Annotated in this window: 19 protein-coding genes and 2 pseudogenes; 14 read left to right on the plus strand and 7 right to left on the minus strand. The window is 71.4% G+C overall.

Features of this window, described 5'->3' with window-relative positions; translation table 11 throughout:
- Window positions 1–132 (minus strand): annotated as a pseudogene (locus ACH4OW_RS34800) (IS5/IS1182 family transposase); the annotation flags it as partial.
- A gap of 159 nt (window positions 133–291) precedes the next feature.
- Between ACH4OW_RS34800 and ACH4OW_RS34805 the strand changes: the two are divergent.
- Window positions 292–1,248, plus strand: coding sequence for an XRE family transcriptional regulator (locus ACH4OW_RS34805; RefSeq protein ID WP_398032149.1), 957 nt, complete (start codon window positions 292–294; stop codon window positions 1,246–1,248).
- Between the two features lie 215 nt (window positions 1,249–1,463).
- Window positions 1,464–2,891 (plus strand): integrase, encoded by a 1,428-nt coding sequence (locus tag ACH4OW_RS34810; RefSeq protein ID WP_398032151.1) that lies wholly within the window; start codon window positions 1,464–1,466, stop codon window positions 2,889–2,891.
- A 248-nt stretch (window positions 2,892–3,139) separates the two neighbouring features.
- Here the strand turns inward: ACH4OW_RS34810 and ACH4OW_RS34815 are convergent, their stop codons facing one another.
- On the minus strand, window positions 3,140–3,715 hold the full coding sequence (locus ACH4OW_RS34815; RefSeq protein ID WP_360135715.1) for a restriction endonuclease: 576 nt from the start codon (window positions 3,713–3,715) through the stop codon (window positions 3,140–3,142).
- A gap of 175 nt (window positions 3,716–3,890) precedes the next feature.
- The gene (locus ACH4OW_RS34820; protein WP_398032153.1) at window positions 3,891–4,745 is read right to left on the minus strand and encodes a LysR family transcriptional regulator; all 855 of its coding nucleotides are present in this window, start codon (window positions 4,743–4,745) and stop codon (window positions 3,891–3,893) included.
- Window positions 4,746–5,319: 574 nt separating this feature from the next.
- Between ACH4OW_RS34820 and ACH4OW_RS34825 the strand changes: the two genes are divergently transcribed.
- From ACH4OW_RS34825 to ACH4OW_RS34870, 10 genes are all read left to right on the plus strand, one after another.
- Complete coding sequence (locus ACH4OW_RS34825) at window positions 5,320–6,102, plus strand: alpha/beta hydrolase (RefSeq protein WP_360135712.1); 783 nt, start codon at window positions 5,320–5,322, stop codon at window positions 6,100–6,102.
- A complete protein-coding gene (locus ACH4OW_RS34830; protein WP_398032154.1) occupies window positions 6,099–7,673 on the plus strand; it encodes an amino acid adenylation domain-containing protein in 1,575 nt (524 codons plus the stop codon). The genes ACH4OW_RS34825 and ACH4OW_RS34830 overlap by 4 nt, the downstream gene beginning before the upstream one ends.
- A complete protein-coding gene (locus tag ACH4OW_RS34835; RefSeq protein ID WP_398032156.1) occupies window positions 7,670–7,933 on the plus strand; it encodes an acyl carrier protein in 264 nt (87 codons plus the stop codon). The genes ACH4OW_RS34830 and ACH4OW_RS34835 overlap by 4 nt, the downstream gene beginning before the upstream one ends.
- Window positions 7,930–9,090 (plus strand): acyl-CoA dehydrogenase family protein, encoded by a 1,161-nt coding sequence (locus tag ACH4OW_RS34840; protein WP_398032159.1) that lies wholly within the window; start codon window positions 7,930–7,932, stop codon window positions 9,088–9,090. The genes ACH4OW_RS34835 and ACH4OW_RS34840 overlap by 4 nt, the downstream gene beginning before the upstream one ends.
- A 44-nt stretch (window positions 9,091–9,134) precedes the next feature.
- Window positions 9,135–10,325 (plus strand): acyl-CoA dehydrogenase family protein, encoded by a 1,191-nt coding sequence (locus ACH4OW_RS34845; RefSeq protein WP_398032160.1) that lies wholly within the window; start codon window positions 9,135–9,137, stop codon window positions 10,323–10,325.
- Window positions 10,319–10,837, plus strand: a complete 519-nt coding sequence (locus ACH4OW_RS34850) for a flavin reductase family protein (protein ID WP_360135702.1) — start codon at window positions 10,319–10,321, stop codon at window positions 10,835–10,837. The genes ACH4OW_RS34845 and ACH4OW_RS34850 overlap by 7 nt, the downstream gene beginning before the upstream one ends.
- A 74-nt stretch (window positions 10,838–10,911) precedes the next feature.
- Window positions 10,912–11,328 carry an aspartate 1-decarboxylase gene (gene panD, locus ACH4OW_RS34855; protein WP_360135700.1) on the plus strand — a complete coding sequence of 139 codons (417 nt, stop codon included), beginning with the start codon at window positions 10,912–10,914 and terminating at the stop codon, window positions 11,326–11,328.
- Between the two features lie 31 nt (window positions 11,329–11,359).
- Window positions 11,360–12,094 (plus strand): SDR family NAD(P)-dependent oxidoreductase, encoded by a 735-nt coding sequence (locus ACH4OW_RS34860; protein ID WP_398032164.1) that lies wholly within the window; start codon window positions 11,360–11,362, stop codon window positions 12,092–12,094.
- A 72-nt stretch (window positions 12,095–12,166) separates the two neighbouring features.
- Complete coding sequence (locus ACH4OW_RS34865; RefSeq protein ID WP_360135696.1) at window positions 12,167–12,979, plus strand: phytanoyl-CoA dioxygenase family protein; 813 nt, start codon at window positions 12,167–12,169, stop codon at window positions 12,977–12,979.
- Window positions 12,976–14,082 (plus strand): zinc-binding dehydrogenase, encoded by a 1,107-nt coding sequence (locus ACH4OW_RS34870; protein WP_398032166.1) that lies wholly within the window; start codon window positions 12,976–12,978, stop codon window positions 14,080–14,082. Before ACH4OW_RS34865 ends, ACH4OW_RS34870 begins: the two co-directional genes overlap by 4 nt.
- A gap of 172 nt (window positions 14,083–14,254) precedes the next feature.
- Here the strand turns inward: ACH4OW_RS34870 and ACH4OW_RS34875 are convergent, their stop codons facing one another.
- Entirely contained in the window at window positions 14,255–15,076 is an 822-nt protein-coding gene (locus ACH4OW_RS34875; protein ID WP_360135692.1) for a helix-turn-helix transcriptional regulator, read from the minus strand.
- A gap of 160 nt (window positions 15,077–15,236) precedes the next feature.
- Here ACH4OW_RS34875 and ACH4OW_RS34880 point away from each other — a divergent pair, with 160 nt between their 5' ends.
- Entirely contained in the window at window positions 15,237–16,523 is a 1,287-nt protein-coding gene (locus ACH4OW_RS34880) for an MFS transporter (RefSeq protein ID WP_398032168.1), read from the plus strand.
- 87 nt (window positions 16,524–16,610) lie between these two features.
- Here the strand turns inward: ACH4OW_RS34880 and ACH4OW_RS34885 are convergent, their stop codons facing one another.
- Together ACH4OW_RS34885 and ACH4OW_RS34890 are read right to left on the minus strand one after the other, a co-directional pair.
- A complete protein-coding gene (locus ACH4OW_RS34885) occupies window positions 16,611–17,579 on the minus strand; it encodes an NAD(P)-dependent alcohol dehydrogenase (RefSeq protein ID WP_398032171.1) in 969 nt (322 codons plus the stop codon).
- 262 nt (window positions 17,580–17,841) lie between these two features.
- A pseudogene (locus ACH4OW_RS34890) lies at window positions 17,842–18,149 on the minus strand (IS481 family transposase); the annotation flags it as partial.
- 130 nt (window positions 18,150–18,279) lie between these two features.
- Here ACH4OW_RS34890 and ACH4OW_RS34895 point away from each other — a divergent pair.
- On the plus strand, window positions 18,280–18,399 hold the full coding sequence (locus ACH4OW_RS34895; RefSeq protein ID WP_398032337.1) for a hypothetical protein: 120 nt from the start codon (window positions 18,280–18,282) through the stop codon (window positions 18,397–18,399).
- 86 nt (window positions 18,400–18,485) lie between these two features.
- On the opposite strand, the gene ACH4OW_RS34900 is transcribed toward ACH4OW_RS34895, so the two are convergent.
- Window positions 18,486–19,337, minus strand: coding sequence for a ketose-bisphosphate aldolase (locus ACH4OW_RS34900; protein ID WP_398032173.1), 852 nt, complete (start codon window positions 19,335–19,337; stop codon window positions 18,486–18,488).
- Window positions 19,338–19,345 lie beyond the last annotated feature (8 nt).

Here is a 19,345-nt window from a genome sequence, read left to right on the forward strand (position 1 = left end):
CCACGGGCGGCCACGCTGAACCTCACCACCGCGACGCCGCACCAGTGCCACCAGCCTGGCGAACTGCACCTCGGTCAGACCAGCAAACGGCTCGACCCACTTCGGATCACCTGCCGAGATCACCCCACCTATGCCCAACCAACGCGCCAACCGCACCATTGGTTACGGGACAATCTTTAGGGTGGCCTGGCGGTTGCGACCCGGTGAGCGAGAGGAGGACCCCGTGCACCGACGCACGCTCTTGGCCGGCGTGGCCGGAGCCACCACCCAGGTGGTCCTGGGCGCCCTTCCGTGCAGGCGGTCGGCCGCCCGGACCTGACCGCCCTGGAGGATCTGCTGCTGCACCGCGGCAGCCCTCTCGGCGGGGCCGCCCTCACCCCGCGCGCCATCGCCCACGCCGTGACCGCCTCCCGCCAGGAGTTCGGCGCGTGCCGCTACACCGCGCTCGCCGACGCGCTGCCCCAGCGCATCGCCGCCGCTCAGGCCCTCGGCGACGCCGAACACCCGGCGTGGTCCGCCACCGCGGTCGCCGAGCTGTACTGCACCGCCACTCGCCTGTGCGTCAAGCTCGGCGAAGACGGCCTGGCTGCCGTCACCGCCGACCGGGCCCTGACGGCCGCCCTCGGCGGAGCCGACGCGCTGACCGCCGCCGAAGCCCACCGTATGGTCTCCAGTGCCTGGCGCCGCCAGGGCCGCTACGCCCGTGCCACCGATGTGGCCATCGCCGCGGCCCAGGCCCTGGCCGCCGACCGCACCGCTCCTCGGGCGGCTCGCCTATCGGTCCAGGGCAACCTGTACGCGACCGCCGCCTACTCCGCGGCCAAACAGGGCGACCGGCACACCGCCCACCTCCTGATCACCGAAGCCCGCGCCACCGCCACCCGCCTGGGGCACGACCACGCGCCCCACGGCTCCTTCTTCGGACCAACCCAGGTGCTGCTGCACCAGATCTCCATCAGTCACCTGCTCGGGGACGCGGGACAGGCCATCGACCACGCCCGCCACATCGACACCACGCGCCTGCCCACCCGTGAACGCCAGGCCCGCTACTGGATCGACGTCGCCCGGGCCTTCGCCCAGTGGAACAAACCCGAACCCTGCTACCGGGCCCTGCGGGCAGCCGAACAGGCCGCGCCCCAAGAAGTCCGCCGGGCCTCCGTACGCACCATGGCCACCGCCTTGATGCGGCACGACCGCACCCTCACCGGTGTGCAGACCTTCGCCCGGCGCATCGGCGCCCTCACCTGACCCTGCCTGGCAGCACCACGACGCCACAGCCCCACGGTTCAGCCGCACCGGCCGCATTCGGTTCCTCGTTCAGTCGATACACAACCTGGCGAGAGAATAGACACGTTGGCCCCACCGAGCCGCTCCGCGCCCACCGGGGGCAAGAGCACCGGTGGTGCGCCCGCCTCCCTGCGCAATACCGTGAGCAGCACCGAGTTTCCCGCCAACCGGTTCCGGTGTACAGGAGGCGTAGGCGGCGACCACAGCAGGAGCACCTCGACAGCCTGTGCGACCAGCAGTTGCGCCAGGTGACCCACCACGGCGGCGGGAGCATCGCGCGGACCACCCAACAGGTCGGGGACGGCATGCCGTACGTCGAATGGCGCGGGACCACGTGCCGGGTCAAATGGTGGTCTGGCGAGTACCTGGAGAACGGCAAGAAGAAGTACGAAAGCAAGGGCGGCTTCGACGACGGGGAGACCGCCTACGACTACGGCTTGGATCGCGAGTACGAGGTCCGCCACGGCCAGCGCGTGGTCAAGAGCCGCGGCGACCTCCTGATGAGCAAACACACTTTGGAGATCTGGCTGCCGGACCAGGACCTCCGTACCGAGTCGGTCAGGATGTACCGGTCCATCCTCAGGGCCCAGATCAACAAACAGTGGGGCAGGTGCCGCGTCAACCACATCCAAACCCCGGAGTACATCGCTTGGAAGAACGCGCTCAACCAGAAGGTGGAGCGCAAGGAGCTGGCCCGCACCTACGCCAATACCAATACCATCCTCATGCTCTTCGGCATGCTGACGATCGACGCTGTGCAGCGGTACCAGCTGCGGGCCGACACCCCCATCCCGCCGGCCACGCCTCGCCGCGGCCGGTACGTGAAGAAGGCGCGCAAGAAGAAGCGCCCCCTGGCCATGGGCCCGGTGTACCAGCTGGCCGTGAACGCGTACACGGTGTGGGGCTTCACCGGCTGGACCTACATCTGGGACGCGGCCTTCCAGGGGATGCGGCCCGGCGGGATGTACGGGCTGCAGAAGATTTACACGGCGCCGGCCTGGCCGGCCTCCGGCCCCGACCGGGAGCAGCGCGAAGAGTTCCGGGAACGGTACGCGACGATGCCCGCGACCCGGGTGCAGTTCCAGCACCAGTGGGTGGACGGCAAGAAGACACTCACCGACCTGAAGTACGACTCCCACCGGACCCTCGTGCAGGCGCCCTTCCTGACGGCCATGCACACCGCGCTCGTGGCATCGCACAACTCCCCGTGGTCGTTCCCCTCGATCAACGGCGGGACGCTGCTCGGGGCGTCCTTCGGCCGGGATTACTGGTGGCCGATCCGGGACGGCGCCCCCGCCCGCGCGGGCCTCCGGGGCCTCCCGCGGCCCGCCATCCCGCCCGTGGAGGAGTTCTCGGTGGGCGAGTGGCCGATCTACCGGCTGCGGCATTGGATGAAGGAGTGCCTCGAAGAAGAGGGGCACAGCGATACCGCCGTCGAGACCCGCATGGGCCACGAGATCGCCGGGGTCCGGGGCCTGTACGGCAACCTGACCCTCACGATGGAACAGAACATCGCCGAGGCCCAGCAAGAGCGCTGGGAGGGTTTTTTACCGGGCAGCCGGGGGCCTGTGGACGCCGCCGTTTCCCACTCCTCTCCCAGTTGATCAGTCGGCGGCCTGGTGTCCCCAGGTCGGAGCGCTGACAAGCATGACTGTCAAGTGAGCGCGGTCTTCTCATCGTCGCCTTGCGGTGCGGGGTTGCCCGGATCGCCGGGGCTGGAGTACGGGCCGCCGACCTGGCCGTCGCCCTCCTGGCGGTGTTGCATGGCTGTTCTCCCCGCTGGATGTGGTTACGGACAGTCTCCTCGCCCCGCCGCGTGCGCACCAGGCCCCTCAGCGGTGATCCGGGGACCTCAGTCGTCCGGGTCGATCTTGCGGTGGTTGCCGGACCGGCCGATGTCGAGGTCCAAGAAGGCCGTCAGCGGGGTTCCGCCGTTCCAGAACCCGAGCAGGTTGACGTCGACGAGTACCAGGTGGTGTTTGGCGGCGAAGGCGCGTGCCTGTTGCGTGAAGACGCAGGAGGCGACGAAGACGGGGACGTCGGCGCCGTGTTCGTCGCGGGCGGTGCCGTTGAAGGTCTGCAGGTCGCGGCTGCCGACCGAGCGGTGCTTGGCGTAGCGCTTGCACTGGATGACCAGTTTTCTGCCGTCGGGCAGGAAGCCGGTGACGTCCGCGCCGAGGTCGCCGGAGCCGCCGACCCGCCGCACCCGGGTGCAGCCGTCGCGGCGGCACAGCCCGGCCACGTACTCCTCGAACTGCCGGCCGCTCATCTTCCACACCGCGGCCAGCGACCGCCGCGCCTCGCGGCGCTCTTCTTCCTGCTGCCGCGCCCGCTCGGCGCGTGCCTCCCGCCGCCCGGCACGCACCAGGCCTGCGACGACCACGGCCACCGCCGCGCCGGCCACGAGCAACAGCACCAGCGTCACCATGCGGTCCCCCCTCGACGATGCGCACGCTGCCGCTTCCTCCCCCGTTCGTACGGAAGTATCCACCCGGGCTGTCGGTGCCCGCGCTATCGCTGCCATCCGCCCCGGACGCCCGCGCCGAGGCCGGCCGACGCGTGCTGCCTCGTGGCGAGAGCACACCCGTCAGCCGGCTTCGCCGTCACGTCTGCAGTTCGTCGGCCGCCCGCCAGGCCTGGTCGGCGAAGCGTGCGGCCTGCGGGTGGGCGCCGTGCGAGGGGTGGGCCAGGTAGGCGGGGACGGTGGGTGCGCCGGTCAGTGGGACGAGGCGGACGGAGGGGTGGGTGTAGCGGCGGGCGGCGGAGACCGGTGCCGTGCCGACGCCGAGGCCGGCGGCCACCTGCTCCAGCCACTCGTCGAAGTTGCGGCACTCGGCGCCGACCACCGGCCGGCGGCCGGCGGGCCACATGTCGGGGAAGGTGGTGCCGCTGACGGTGTTGATGATCAGCGGCAGGTCGGCGAGCTCCGCCCAGTCGAGTGCGGTGCGTTCGGCCAGCTGCCAGCTCACGGGGACGGCCGCGATGCGTGGCTCCTCGTAGAGGAGGACGCTGCGCAGCCCCTTCTGCTGCGGCGTGCTGCGCAGCAGGCCCAGATGTGTCTGGCCGGTGTCGAGTCCGGCATGGGGGGTGTCGCAGCGGACGAAGGCGACTTCGACCCCGGTCTCCTCCGTGAACCGGGTGGCGAGTCGCGAGAAACCCTCGGGTAGACCCCAGTTGAACCCGATGCGCAGTTTCTCCCCATTCTGTAATTCCTGCAGCACCGAGTCGAGCCGGCGCAGCAGCGGGGCGACGGCCTCCTGCAAGGTCATCCCTTTGTCGGTCAGCTCCGTTCTGCGTGTGCTGCGTTCGAAAAGCCGCACCCCCAGGGACTCCTCAAGGGCCCTGATGTTGCGGGTCAGGGTCGGCTGGGAGAGGTGCAGGCGATGGCTGGCGGCCGTAAACCCTCTTTCTTCGGCTACGGCTAGAAAACACCGCAAATGGCGCAGGTCGATGCTCATTCGCCGAGTGTATAAGTGATTCAGCAATGGCATTTCTCCACTCTCGGCAAAATGCCTAGTCTTCTCGGTGTCGCCGAGCGGACGGCACGCCCCGGGAAGCCCGGGCGCAGGCCGGTAGTGTCGGCGAGCAGCCATGTACTTAACGGGGGTTAACGTGCGGGAACACTGGCGTGCGCCGTCAATCGGCATAGCGCAAAAATTGCTCAAAGAAGAAGCAAAGAGTTCCGCGGCCGAGCGGGCCGCTCGCCGGGGGTCCGCGCCTGGACGCCCTTTCTTCGCAGTCGCCGACAAGGCTTCGTAAATCAGTTGCCGACCGCCACTCATTGATGATTCAGGGTGCGGTACGAAGTATGGGCGATTCGTTGTGATGCGGTGCGAAGCGTCATCGCGCGCCTACCGCAACGCCAATACGCCAGTGACTGCCACCCGCTCATAGTTGCTTTCTCAACTTTTGTTGCCGTCATTCCGGCCCGTCCTGCGTTCCGTCCGCGTCACGACAGGTCGTCGCGGGTCAATGCCGGCTGGGCTCTCCGGAATGCCCGTTTTCTGTCGTACCACCGAGAAGGGTTTTGCTGTGCCGGTAATCGAGCTGCGCAACGGTCCTCTTGAACATGTCGTCATCGACGGTGACCCCGGTCTGGCGCCCCTGGTCTTCCTGCACGGCGGGCTGGGCTGCCTCGCCGCCTGGGGACGCTTCCCCGCCCGGCTGGCCGCCGCGACCGGGCGCCGCGCGCTGGTGTACTCCCGCCACGGCAACGGCGGCAGCGGTCCCGACCCGGAGCCCCGCACCCCCCGCTACATGCACGAGCACGCCCAGCACGTACTGCCAGAACTGCTGGACGCGCTCGGCATGCACCGCCCCGTCCTGGTCGGCCACAGCGACGGCGCCTCCATGGCCCTGCTGTACGCCTCGGCGCACCCCGTCGAAGCGGTCGTCGGTATGGGCCCGCACATGTACTTCGAGGACGAGAACCGCGTCGGCATCGAGAACGCCCGCGCCTCCTACGAGGCCGGCCCGCTCGCCAGGAAGATGGCCATGGTGCACGACGACCCCCGGGGCGTCTTCGACCGCTGGAGCGGAGTCTGGCTCTCCCCCGCCTTCCGCACTTGGTCCATCGAAAACGACCTCGACGTCACCGCGCCGGTGCTGACGATCCAGGGCGACGCGGACGAGTACGGCTCGATGGGCCAGGTCGACGCAGTCGAGCGCGCGGTCAGCGGCCCGTTCCGGCGTCTGGTCCCCGAAGGCTGCGACCACTACCCGCACCTGGTCTGCCCGGAGCTCGTCACCGAGACCGTCTGCGGCTTCCTCGCCGAGCACACCGGGAAGAGCCGGTCCGTGGAGGCCGCCCGATGACCGCCCGGACACCCGTGCGCCTGGACGCCCTGCTGGCCCGCTCCGCCCGGGTCCACCCCGGCCGCCCCGCCCTGGAAGGGGGCGGCGAGAGCTGGACGTACGCGCAACTCGACAGCGCGGTCGACGCGTTGGCGGCCAGGCTGACCGCCGACGGTGTCGCGCCGGGCGACCGGGTCGGTGTCTACGCTCCCAAGACCCCCGCCACCGTCATCGCTCTGTACGCGGCGCTGCGGGCCGGCGCGGTGGCCGCGCCTCTCGACGTGGCCGATCCGCCGGAACGTACGGCCCGCATGATCCATAACGCAGGGCTGTCCCTGCTGCTGACCACCGACCGCGCCCTGGCCGGGGCCCGGCGCGCCGCCACCCGCGCCCGCTCCGGTGCGCCGGCCGGCGAAGCCCCCCTGGAGCACGGCCTGCACCGGCTGCGGATCCTGGCTCCCGAGGAGCGGCCCGAGCCGCTGCCCGCGCCCACCGACTCCGGCGGCTACATACTCTTCACCTCGGGCAGTACCGGCTGGCCCAAGGGCGTTCTGCTCTCGCACGAGAACGTCGCGCACTACGCCCTGTGGGCCGCCGGCGAGTTCGGGCTCACCCCGGAGGACCGGATCGGCTCGCAGGCCGCCCTCACCTTCGACCTGACCACCTTCGACCTGTTCAGCGCCGCCGCCGCGGGGGCCTGCACGGTCCTGATGCCGGACGTGCTGCGGGCCTTCCCGCGCGATGTCGTCGGATGGCTGACCGCGCAGCGCATCACCGCCTTCATGGCGGTGCCCTCCCTCTACCACAACATGCTCCAGCAGGGCGGTATCGCCGACGCCCCGCCGCCCTCCCTGCGCATCGCGGCCTTCGGCGGCGAGGCGTTCGCCCCCGAACTGCTGGAGCGCTATCTGCGGCTGCTGGACGGGGTGCCCTTCTACAACCTGTACGGGCCCACCGAGACGAACGCCTGCACGTACTACCGGGTACCGGCCGACTGGACCGCCGACCAGGAGCTGCCCATCGGGCGCGGCATCGGCGGCGTCCACATCGAGGTGCTCGACGAGGACGGCCGGCCCACCGACGGCGAAGGCGAGATCCACATCGCCGGCCCCGTCGTCTTCCAGGGCTATCTGCGCGGCGGCGCGCCCGAGGACCCCACCGTCACCGTCACCTTCCGCGACGGTGCGGCCCGCCGCGCCTACGCCAGCGGCGACCTCGGCCGGATCACGTCCGACGGCCGGGTCTTCCTGCGCGGCCGGCGTGACCATCAGGTCAAGAGGCGGGGTCACCGTATCGACCTGATGGACGTGGAGAACGCCGTCCTGGAGCTGCCGCAGGTGGCCACCGCCGCGGTCGTCGCCAAGGACGGTCCGTACTCCGGTCAGATCTGGGCCTACGCCCAGACCGAGGCCACCGAACGCGAGGTCCTGGCCGCGCTGCGCGACGTGCTGCCCAAGCGGATGCTGCCCGACCGGATCGTTTCGCTCGCCAACCTGCCCACCACCACCAGCGGCAAGGTCGACCGCCGTGCGCTGAGCGCCGCCGTCGATCACACCGCCGGTCCCGTACTCCCTGAGGAGATCACCGTATGAACAGCGTCGAAGAACTGTGCACCCTGATCGGCAGCCGCATCAGCTGGGGCCGCGGCGAGGACGCCAGCTCCCTGGACGCGGACACCCCGCTGCTCGAAATGGGCCTGGTCGACTCGCTGGCGATCATGGAGATCGTCGCGGCGCTGCACAAGGAAGCCGGTATCACCCTGCCCGACACCGAGATCGTCGCCGCCAACTTCCGTACCCCGAAGGCGCTCTGGGCCGCCATCGAGGATCTCTCCGGCGAGGGCCGCAAGTGAGCGCGCTGGCCACCGCGGCGCTGCGCACCGGCGCACCGGAGACCGAGCAACTCGTCGACACCTACCGTGACCTGGCCGCACCGGTGGTCGAGCGGATCGCGGACGCGGACTTCACCACTCGGTGGCGGGCCATGGCCGACCTCGGGGTGCTCCGGCTCGCTTCGCCGGACGCCACGGCGCCCGGCCCGGTCACCCGGTCGCTCGCCATGATCGAGGGCATCGGGCTGGCCGGCATCGACCCCGGGCTGTGTTACGCGCTGGCCTCGCAGATCTTCGGCATGCAGTTCCCGCTGCGGGACGCCCTCGGCGCGGACGTCTGGCGCGCGGTCGCCGATGTCCAGCAGGGCCGGGAGCTGCTGTGCCACGCGCTGACCGAACGCGGCGGCGGAAGTGACCCGTTCTCCATGCAGACCCGCGCCCGGCGCGGCGGGGACGGCTTCGTGCTCGACGGCGCCAAGACGTTCATCACCGCCGCCCCCGTGGCCGACCGGGCGATCGTCTTCGCGCGTACCTCCGAGGGGCGTTCGCCGTTCGCGCTGTCCGCCTTCCTCTTCCCGCTCGACCTGCCGGGGGTCCGCCGCGGCGAGACGTTCACCAAGACCGCGCTGCCCACCGTGCCGATGGGAGAACTCCTCTTCGAGGGCGCCCGGCTGCCGGAGAGCGCACTGCTCGGCGAGGAGGGGTCCGGACTGGCGGTGATGGCTTCCACCACCGCCTGGGAACGCTCCGTCATCCTCGGCTACGCCCTCGGCCCGATGCAGCTCCTCTTGGCCCGTACCGTCGACTGGGCCAGGGACCGGGACCACTTCGGCCGCCGGATGGGAGCGAGTCACCAGGTCGCGGGCCGGGTCAGCGACATGGCCCTGGCGCTGCACCGGTCCCGCGTCCAGCTCTACGCGATGGCCGCCCGGCTCGACGCCGGTACACCGGCCCGGCAACTGGCCGCCGAGGCGGCGCTGACCAAGATCTCCGTGTCCGAGGACTACGTACGGATGACCGAGCACGCCACCGCGCTGTCCGGCGTCCGGGCCTTCCTCCCCGGCTTCGACCTCGCCGCCGACCTGGCCGGCCCCATGGCGGCCCTCACCTACGCCGGTCCGAACGACCTGCTGCGGGTGGGTGTCGCACGGCAACTCGGCTTGCCTGTCGAGAACTGACCGGCCGTGACCCGACCGGCCGCACACCGACCCGAAGGATTTCGATGGCGTTGCTGACCCCCCTCGACGACCTCCTCAAACTCGCCGCGGAGACGGGCGAACGGATCGCCCCGCTCGCCGCCGGCACCGACGCCGGACACGACACCGGCCACGAGGCCTACCGCATCCTGCGCGAGTCCGGCCTGCTCGCCCTGCTCGTCCCCCAGGAGGCGGGCGGCGCCGGCCTAAGCTTCGGTGACTACTGGCGGGTGCTGGCCGAACTCGGCTCGCACCACGGCGCCGCCGCCCTCGGTTTCAACATGCACCACGTCGTCATCGGCGCGCTCGCCGATGCCGCCGGCACCCGGCTGCCGCCGGCCGCCGACGCGTTCCGCGCCTGGATGCTGGACGAGGTCGTCAACGGCCGCAAGCTGTTCGCCTCCGCCACCTCCGAAGCCGGCCGCGGCGCCAAGCTGCGGGGCATGCGCACCCGTTACCGTCTCTCCGAGGACGGCGCGCACTACATCCTGAGCGGCAAGAAGTCCTTCGTCTCCTTGGCGGGCGCCGCCGATTACTACGTCGTCGCGGCGGCCGCCGAGACCGGCGAGGAGGACACCGGCGAGGTCTCGCACTTCGTCGTCGCCGCCGACGATCCCGGCGTGAGCTTCGAGACCGTGCAGCACATGTCGGCGATGTACGGCACCAGCACCGCCCCGATGACGCTGGACGAGGTCGTGGTGCCCCGCTCCCGTCTCTACCTCGGCGTCGAGGGCATGTCCCTGTTCAAGGTCGTACGCGAACCACACTGGATGGTCGCCGGCTACACCGGCGCCTACCTCGGCATCGCCGAGGCCCTCTTCCGGCACACGGTCGAGCATGTCACCGCCTCCCCCGCCCGCGCCGACTCGCCCGTCGTGCAGCAGGAGCTGGGCCGGATGTCCGCCCGGCTGCGGGCCGCCCGTGCCCTGGTGCACGAGGCCGGCGACCTGGTCACCGCGCAGCGCGGCAGCCTGGAGGCCAACGCCATGGTGCACGCCGCCAAGTACGTCGTCGGCGAGGTCGGCCCGCAGCTCGCCCAGGACGCGCTGCGGCTGTGCGGCTCGGCCGCCGTCAACCGCAATCACCCGTTGGAGCGGCTGGTCCGTGAAGCCCAGTTCGCCCACGTGATGCCCGCCAAGCCGATGGAGTGCCTGGAGTACCTGGGCAAGGCCGCGGTCGGCGTCAACCTCTACAACGCCCAGGCGTTCGCATGGTGACGCCCGTCCAGGACGCGCCCACGGTGACCCGCGACGCCTTCCGGACCCTGATGGGTTCCCACCCCAGCGGCGTCGCCGTCATCACCACCGCCGATGTGCAGGGCACGCCGTACGGCTTCACCTGCACCGCCCTGTGCTCGGTCTCCCTGGACCCGCCGCAGCTGCTGGTATGCGCGGGCAACAACGGGAGCACCCTTCCGGTCCTCGCCGCCCGCGGGGCCTTCACCGTCAACCTCCTGCACAGCGCCGGGCGGCGCGCGGCCGAGGCGTTCGCCGGACCCGCCGCCGAACGGTTCAGCTCCGTCCCCTGGCAGCCCGCGCCCGCCACCGGCCTGCCGGTGCTGACCCAGGACGCGCACACCACCGCCGAGTGCCGCGTCACCCGGCTCATCCCGGCCGGTGACCACACGATGGTGATCGGCGAGGTGCTGGCCACCCAGACCCACGCGCCGGCCGCCGAAGAAGCGCCGCTGCTTTACGGCATGCGCCGGTACGCCACCTGGCCGGCCTGACCGGGCCGCGCCGGCCGGCCCCGCCCGGGGCCGCGCCGTACCACCACTCACCCCACCGATTGTGAGGATTCCGCATGTACCGCACCCTGATGAAGTCGAAGATCCACCGCGCCACCGTCACCCAGGCCGACCTGCACTACGTCGGCTCGGTGACGGTCGACAGCGACCTGATGAAGGCCGCCGACCTGATGGCCGGCGAGAAGGTCGACATCGTCGACATCAACAACGGCGCCCGGCTGTCCACGTACGTCATCGAGGGCCCGGCCGGTTCCGGCGTCATCGGCATCAACGGCGCCGCGGCCCGGCTCATCAGCCCCGGTGACCTCGTCATCCTCATCGCCTACGCCGCCATGACGGACGCCGAAGCCGCTTCCTTCGTCCCGAACGTCGTCTTCGTCGACGAGCACAACACCATCGCGGGCGTGGGCGGCGACCCGGCCGAGGTCCCCGAGGGCTCGGGGCTCAAGCGCGGCGACCTCGTCGCCAACTGACCGTCCGCCCGGCACATCTCAGGGAGTTGTCATGACGATCTCCGTGGTGAGCGGCGGCACCCGCGGCATCGGAAGGGCGCTGAGCCTGCGGCTCGCCGCCCTCGGCCATCAGGTGATCGCCCTCTACCGGGGTGACGACCTCGCCGCCCGGGAGACCACGAAGGCCGGCGACGGCCGGATCGAGACGCTGCGCTGCGATCTCACCCGGCCCGAGGAGATCCGGTCGGTCTGCGACGGGATCACCGACGCGTACGGCGCCCCGTCCGTCCTGGTCAACAACGCCGGGGTGAACCGCGACCGGCCGTTCATGTCGATGGCCGCCGAGGACTGGGACACGGTGCTGGCCACCAACCTCTCCGGCCCCTTCCACCTCACGCGGGCGCTGGCGCCCGCCATGGTGGAGGCCGGGGGCGGCAGCATCGTCAACGTCGCCTCCACCACGGCGATCCGGCCCCGTGCGAACGGCGCCAACTACTGCGCGAGCAAGGCGGGCCTGCTCCAGCTCACCAAGTGCCTGGCCCTCGAACTCGCCCCGCACATCAGGGTGAACGCCCTGCTCCCCGGATTCACCGACACCGAAGAGGTCACCGAGCGCTACCGCCTCGACGACCCGGAGCGGCTGGCCGCCGTCCTGGACACCATCCCCGGCGGCCGGCTCGGCTCGGCCGAGGACATGGCCGACGCCCTCGAATTCCTGGTCACCGCGCGCAGCGGCTATGTCACCGGACAGCAACTCATCGTCGACGGCGGTCACTTCATGGGGTGATCCCCCACCAGCGGTCTCCTCGCGCCCCGGCCCGCCCCGACGGATTTCCCCACCTCTCAGGAGAAGAAGCACATGCGACTGACCCAGCAACAGGCCGACCAGTATCACGAGCAGGGCTTCCTCCTGCTCGAATCCCTCCTCGACCCCCAGGAGGTGGAGACGCTTCGCGCGGCGCTGGAGCGCGACGTGCAGGTACCCGGCCCGCAGGTGGTGACCGAGGACGGCGGCACCGAGGTGCGCGCGGTCTACTCCTCGCACCAGCGGCAGCCCGAGTACGCCGGTCTGATCCGTGACCCGCGCATCCTGGAGCCGGTCCGGCAGCTGCTCACCGAGGACGTCTACATCTACCAGTTCAAGATCAACGCCAAGCCGGCGTTCGGCGGTGAGAAGTGGGCCTGGCACCAGGACTTCCTCGCCTGGCGGCTCGCCGACAACCTGCCCGCTCCGCGCCAGGTCAACATCGGCGTCTTCCTCGACGACGTCACCGAGTTCAACGGTCCGGTCATCTTCCTGCCCGGCTCGCACCGCAACGGCCTGGTCCACGAGGGCCGCTCGGCCGCCGCCAAGTCCGAGCAGCACCTCGACCCGGACGACATCTCCCTGTCGCCGCAGCAGCTCGCCGAACACGTCGACCGGCACGGTATGACCAGCCCCAAGGGCCCGGCCGGGTCCGTCGTCCTGTTCTCCCCGGAGATCGTGCACGGCTCGTCCCCCAACATGTCACCCTTCGCCCGACGGCTGCTGATCGCCACGTACAACGACACCGCCAACCTGCCGCGGCCCACGGGCCGGCCCCGCCCGGACTACGTCGTGTGCCGCGACTCCGAGCCGCTGCGCCCGCTGGCGGCCCCGTTCTCCCAGGCCCTGGGCACGGTGATGGCATGACACAGCGCACCGGACGCGCCGTCGTCCTGGAGGAGTTCGCCCAGCCGCTGCGGCTGCGGGAGTTCCCGCTGCCCGCGGCCCCCGACGGCGGCATGATCGTCGCCTGTGGATACGGCGGTGTCTGCGGCACCGATCTGCATCTGCAGCAGGGCCACCTGGACATCCCGCTCCCGCTCGTCCTCGGCCACGAAGGGCTGGGGGTCGTACGGGAGCTGGGCGCCGGCACCCACCAGGACGCCACCGGGGCGCCGCTCGCGGCCGGCGACACGGTGATGTGGGCCTCCTCCATCGCCTGCGGCGTCTGCCCGCCCTGCCGGCTGCACCGCGAACCGACCCTGTGCGAGCGGCGCCGCACGTACGGCGTCAACCGTGCCCTGACCGACGGCCCGGAACTCTCCGGGGCCTGGGCCGACCACATCGTGCTGCAGCCCGGCACCGCCGTGGTCAAGGTGCCCGACGGCACCGACCCGCTCGCCGCCATGTCGCTGGCCTGCGCCGGGCCCACCGTGGCGCACGCACTGTACGAGAGGCGGCCGGTGCGGCTGGGCGAGACCGTGGTGGTGCAGGGCAGCGGGCCGGTCGGGCTGGCGGCGGCCGCGTTCGCGCAGCTGGCCGGGGCCGCCAAGGTCGTCGTCATCGGCGGTCCGGCCGGCCGGCTGGACCGGGCCGCCGCGGCCGGCATCGGCGATGTCCACCTGAACATCGCCGACACCGCCGACACCGCGGAGATCCTGCGCGAGGCCCGGGCCGCCGCCGGCGGGGACGGCGCCGACCTGGTGATCGAGTGCGCCGGAGTGCCGGCCGCCGTCGGGCAGGGCCTCACCCTGGCCCGCCGGGGTGGCAGCTACCTCGTCATCGGCCAGTACACGGACGCCGGGGACACTCTGATCAATCCGCACCAAATCGTCCACCGGCAGCTCGACGTGGTCGGCTCCTGGGCCTTCACCGGCGCCCACCTCGTCGAGTACGTACGGCTACTGCCGGCCCTCACCAGCCGGTTCGACCTGGCGAGCCTGGTGACGCCGTTCCCGCTGGAGCAGCACGCTGAGGCGCTGACGGCGGTCGGTGACGGCTCGGTGATGAAGGCGGTGCTGACTTCCTGATACTTCGGGAGCCGGTGGCCGACTCCCCGCACACCCGTTGCGCGGTGCGCGGGTGGAGGTGAAGGTGGCGGCCCGACAGCAGCTTCGAGCGCGGTCGGGCCGTCACCGCTGCCTGCGTCCCGCCCCACCCTCCCGTTCGTCCGGGCGCCGGCCCGCGCGGGCCGGCTCCGGCTCACCCGATGAGCGTTCCCAGTGCTTCTTTGGTCGCGTCGTTGTCGGGAAGGTAGGCCAGCAGGTGGTGGCCGGGCTCGTCGACGGCGGCGAGCTTGACGTACCGCAGCTGCAGATCGCCGGCCACCGGATGCCGGAAATGCCGTACGGCGGGGTGGAACGCCGAGGTCTCCCGGCGGTCGTACCAGCGGGCCGCGTCCGGGTCGGCCAGCAGTTCCTCGGTGATCTCGGCGTACCGGGGGTCCTCCGGGTGCCGGGCCGCCTTCGCGCGGAACTGGCCGAGCAGGCTCCGTGCCTCCGGCTCCCAACTGGCCAGCAGCGTACGGGCCGGCGGCCAGCGGAACACCAGCCACAGCAGGTTGCGCTGCTTGGGCGTCAGCCGCGCCAGGTCGGTGAGCAGCGCGGTGTAGCCCGGGTTCCAGGCCAGCAGGTCCCAGTGCGGGTCGAGCACCACGGCCGGATTCGGCGTCAGTGACTCCACCAGCGACAGCAGGTTCCGCGACACCCACCCCGGCGGCTGCTCGGTGGTGCCCGGGCGCTCCACGAACGACAGCACGTGCGCGGTCTCGTCCGCGTTCAGCCGCAGTGCCCGCGCCACGGACCGCAGCACCTGCTCCGACGTCCGCACCCGGCCCTGCTCCAGCCACGCGTACCAGGAGCTGCTGACCCCGGCCAGCTCGGCGGCCTCCTCGCGCCGCAGCCCTGGGGTGCGGCGCCGCGGTGAGCCCGGCAGCCCCACGTCGGCGGGTGCCAGCCGCTCGCGGCGGGACCGCAGGAACGCGCCCAGTTCGCGGCGTGGGCCGCCAGGTCCGCCCCCGTTCACGTGCCACTCCTTCCCGAGACCACCGATCCGGTCCTGGGGCGGCGCGCCGCGCCCCAGGGTGTGAGCAAGGGTAATCGGCTACGGGGCTCCGTCGGCCTGCAGGGGTGATGGGCTGGAACCACCGGTTCGAAAGAGCCGGCAAGCACGACATAGGAGCCCCATGGACACCACCGATACCACCGACACCACCGGCTCACAGCACACCGCTGCCACTCCTCCGCCGGCCACCGCTACCCGGTCCGGCAGATCCGCCGCCCCCACGAGTCCGACCGGCCCCACCGGACCGACCGGCCCCACCGCCCCGCCGCTGCCCGCCGCGTCCCTGCGCCTGCTGCGCACGGCCGGCTTCGTGAGCAACTTCGACCGTTTCTGCATCACCCCGATGCTGCTGCTCATCGGCGTCCAACTCGGTGTCCCGCTGACCACGGTGATGCTCGCCGCCAGCGGCTACTTCCTCGCCTACGGTCTGATGCAGCCGGTCTGGGGCCTGGCCAGCGACCGGCTGGGCCGGGTGCGGGTCATGCGGATCTCTCTGGCCGGGGCCGCCCTCGCCGCGCTCTGCTCGGTGATCGCGCCCGGCGCGACGATGCTGATCCTGGCCCGCGTCGCGGCCGGCGCGTTCTTCGCCGCGTCCATCGCCGCGTCCATCACGTACGTCGGGGACACGGTGCCCGCCGCGGTGCGCCAGCGCCCGCTCAGCGAGCTGATGACCGCCTTCGCGCTCGGCACCGCCGTGGCCACCGTCGTCGCCGGGGCGCTGGCGCACTACGTCAGCTGGCGGCTGGTGTTCGCCCTGCCCGGCCTGGTGGCCGCCTACCTGGTCGTCGCGCTGCGCCGGCTGCCCGAACCGCCGCGGGCGGCATCCGGTGCGCTGTTCGCCCCGTTCAAGATCGTATTGAGTTCCCGCTGGCAGTGGTACGTCATGGCCGTCGCGATGCTCGAAGGCGCCACCCTGCTCGGTTTCTTGACGTACATCGCGCCGGCGCTGGAGGCCCAGGGCGCCTCGGCGACGCTGGCCGGCGCGGTGTCCGCGCTGTACGGCGTGGGCTCGATGGCCGCGGCCCAGGTGGTCAAGCGGCTGGTCGGGCGCTGGACGCCGGTGCGGCTGATCGTGGTCGGCGGGGTGCAGATAGCGGTGGCCTTCGGCCTCGCCGCGGCCAGCCAGTCGGTGCCCGCGCTGGTCGGGTGCTCTTTGCTGCTCGGTGGCGGCTGGTCGTTCATGCACTCCACGATCCAGTCCTGGGCTACCGCGCTGTCGCCGGCGGCCCGCGCCACCGGCGTCGCGATGTTCGGTGTGGCCCTCTACGTCGGCAGCGCCCTGGCCAGCGCCTTCGCCGCCGGCCCCGCGGAAGACCACGCGTACCGGGGCATGTTCCTGACAGCCGCGATCCTCACCGTCCCGCTGACCGTGGCCGCCGCGGTGGGCCGTTCCCGCTATCGGGGCTGACCCGGCTGGGCCCCGGACGAAGCGCAGGTCGTGCCGGGGTGCCCGTCCGCCATCGCCGCGGCCCGATCGCGCGATGGCGGACAGCCGTCAGGCGGTGACGACGAGCTTGCCCCGGGGGTGGCCCTGCCTCAGGTGGCGGATGGCTGCGGGTGCCTCGGCGAGCGGGTAGGTGCGGTCGATGACCGGGGTGATCTGCTTCTTCTCGGCGAGATCCTTCAGCGTCAGGAGGTCCTCGCGGCGGGTGAGGGAGATGAGGTTGCGAAGGTTCTGGGTGATGAAGGGGGAGAGCAGGACGGCCCGGAGGCCACGGCTCATACCGCCGAGGAAGCCGCTTCCGCCTTCGCCGCCGACGATGACGAGAGAGCCGCGTGGCGTGAGGGCCCGCCGGAGTACGGACAGCGGCCGGAGCCCCGCGTTGTCGACGATGACGTCATAGCGGCACGGGCTGCCGGTGATCTCCTCGCGCGTGTAGTCGATGACGTGGGTGGCGCCCAGGGACCGGACGAGATCCGCACCGGCGGGACCGCAGACGCCAGTAACCTCGGCGCCGTACACCGTGGCGAGCTGGACGGCGTACGTTCCCACGCCCCCGGACGCACCGATGACGAGGACCCGCTGACCGGGCTGGGGCCGGGACTTGCCACTGAGCGCCTGGAGGGCGGTCATGCCGGAGACGGGGAGGGCGGCGGCCTGCTCGAACGTGAGGTTGGCGGGCTTGAGCGCCACCCTGTCGGTCTCGGCCCGCGCATACTCGGCGAAGGACCCCGGGCAGTTTCCGAACACCTCGTCCCCCGGCCCGAAGCCGGTCACCTTCGCCCCGACCGCCACGACCCGCCCCGCCCCGTCCCAGCCCCGGACAGGGTTTTTGGGCCTGCGCAGTCCGAGGGCGGCCCGGGCCACGTACGGCCTGCCTGTCATCAGGTGCCACACCTCGGGTCCCACACCGGCAGCACGTACCTCGACGAGCACCTCGTCGTCGCGCGGTACGGGACGGTCGATGTCACGCAGGACCAGGACGTCCTCCGCCCCGTACGCATCCTGGACGATCGCCTTCATGGCCGTAGCTCCCCTCTGTGGTCCCCGGCACCGGACGACCCGGGTTGCGCTGAGCATCCCGTTTGCTCCGAGCATCCCGACGCATCAGACGCCTGACCAGATTCCTGGGTACGGTCTTGGACCCGGGCGCAATGAGTTTCGCTACGGCGGACGCCCTACCTGACCAGGCCCCGGCGGTCTGGCCGGCGGGGCTTCAACGGCGAGCGGCTGCATTCTTCGACGTGTCGGCGGGTCAGCCACCGCAGGAGCAACCAGCGGCAGCGTGCACGAATGCGTATCCGACCCTCGGGCCGCCGTAGGCGTTGCGTGACTTGCTCTGCGTCGCGGCGCGGTGCTTCTCGCCTTGGTGGCGGCCGACCTAGGCGAGTCCGTTCAGGCGGGCCGATCGCAGGATCCGATGCACTGTCGACGGGGCAGTATCGAGTCTCGCAGCGAGCTGGACCGGCCCTTCCGCAGACGGAGTCGCAGGCTGACGCACCTCTTCGTCACGGTCTTGGGGGTCTTGGCCGGAGAGCTCCGCGGTCGTGAGGATCGGTCCTGCATGGACTCGCCTACGAGGTAGCGATCGACGCCCCCTTCGAGGCCCACCTCGTGAAGATCTCGTCAATCGCCTGCGATGGCCCCGGCACCATGAGCCCGATCTCTGTCGTACGAGGGAGGCTCGTGTGTCGTCGTCGTGCGCTACCCCGACATCGAGTCGGTGCGTCAGCTTCTTCAGTTCGGCGACCACATCGAGGTCCTCGCCCCTGAGACGGCCCGCGCACGCATCAGTCAGCTCGCCAGGGACCTGGCTGACAGACACTCAACCCCCGCAACGTGAGCGCCGATCAGGCCCCCTGTTCTCAATCAACGTGCCCGGTCAGTACATCTAAGCGGCATCAGGTGCGGGGAAAGCTTCGGCCCCGCTCAGCCGCTCACCACACCGAGCAGGACCCGGACCGTCTCCGCCATCTTCTCCCTGCCCCGGGCGACGTAGGGGCGGGGGTCGGTCAGGTCGGGGCGCTCCGCCAGCGTCTCGCGGACCGCGCCGGTGAACGCGACGTTGAGAGCGGTACCGATGTTGATCTTCACGATGCCCGCCTGAACGGCTTGTCGCAGATCGTCGTCGCCGACGCCCGACGAACCGTGCAGCACCAGAGGTACGGGCACGGCCTCCCGCAGGCGTTCGATGAGCGCGTGGTCCAGGGTCGCGGAGCGTTCGGTCATCGCGTGGCTGCTGCCGACGGCGACGGCCAGGGCGTCCACGCCGGTGTCCGCGACATAGCGCGCCGCCTCCTGCGGGTCGGTGCGCACCCCGGCCGCGTGGGCGCTCGCGGGGGCGTCGGGCTTGCCGCCCACATAGCCGAGTTCGGCCTCCAGCCACAGACCCGCGCCGTGGGCCCACCGGGCCGCGGCGCGGGTGGCGGCGAGGTTCTCGGCGTACGGCTGCGCCCCGGCGTCGAACATCGCGGAGGAGAACCCCGCGTCGGCCGCCGTGCGCAGCAGCCGCATGTCCGTCACGTGGTCCATGTGCAGTGCGACGTCGACGTCACAGGCCTTGCCGACCTCGGCCGCGGCCCGCGCGATCGGCTCGACCCGGCCGCCGTGGAACCGTACGGCGTTCTCGCTGATCTGCAGGATCACCCCCGGGGCGCCCGCGGCGGCCGCGCCGGCGGTGATCGCCTCGGCGTGCTCCAGCGTGATCACGTTGAACGCCGCGACGGCCCGGCCTGCGGCGGCGGCCTTCGAGACGAGTTCGCGTGTGGGAACCAGGGGCATGAAGGTGT

The sequence above is a fragment of the Streptomyces sp. NPDC017056 genome (assembly GCF_044332485.1).
Classification (GTDB): domain Bacteria; phylum Actinomycetota; class Actinomycetes; order Streptomycetales; family Streptomycetaceae; genus Streptomyces.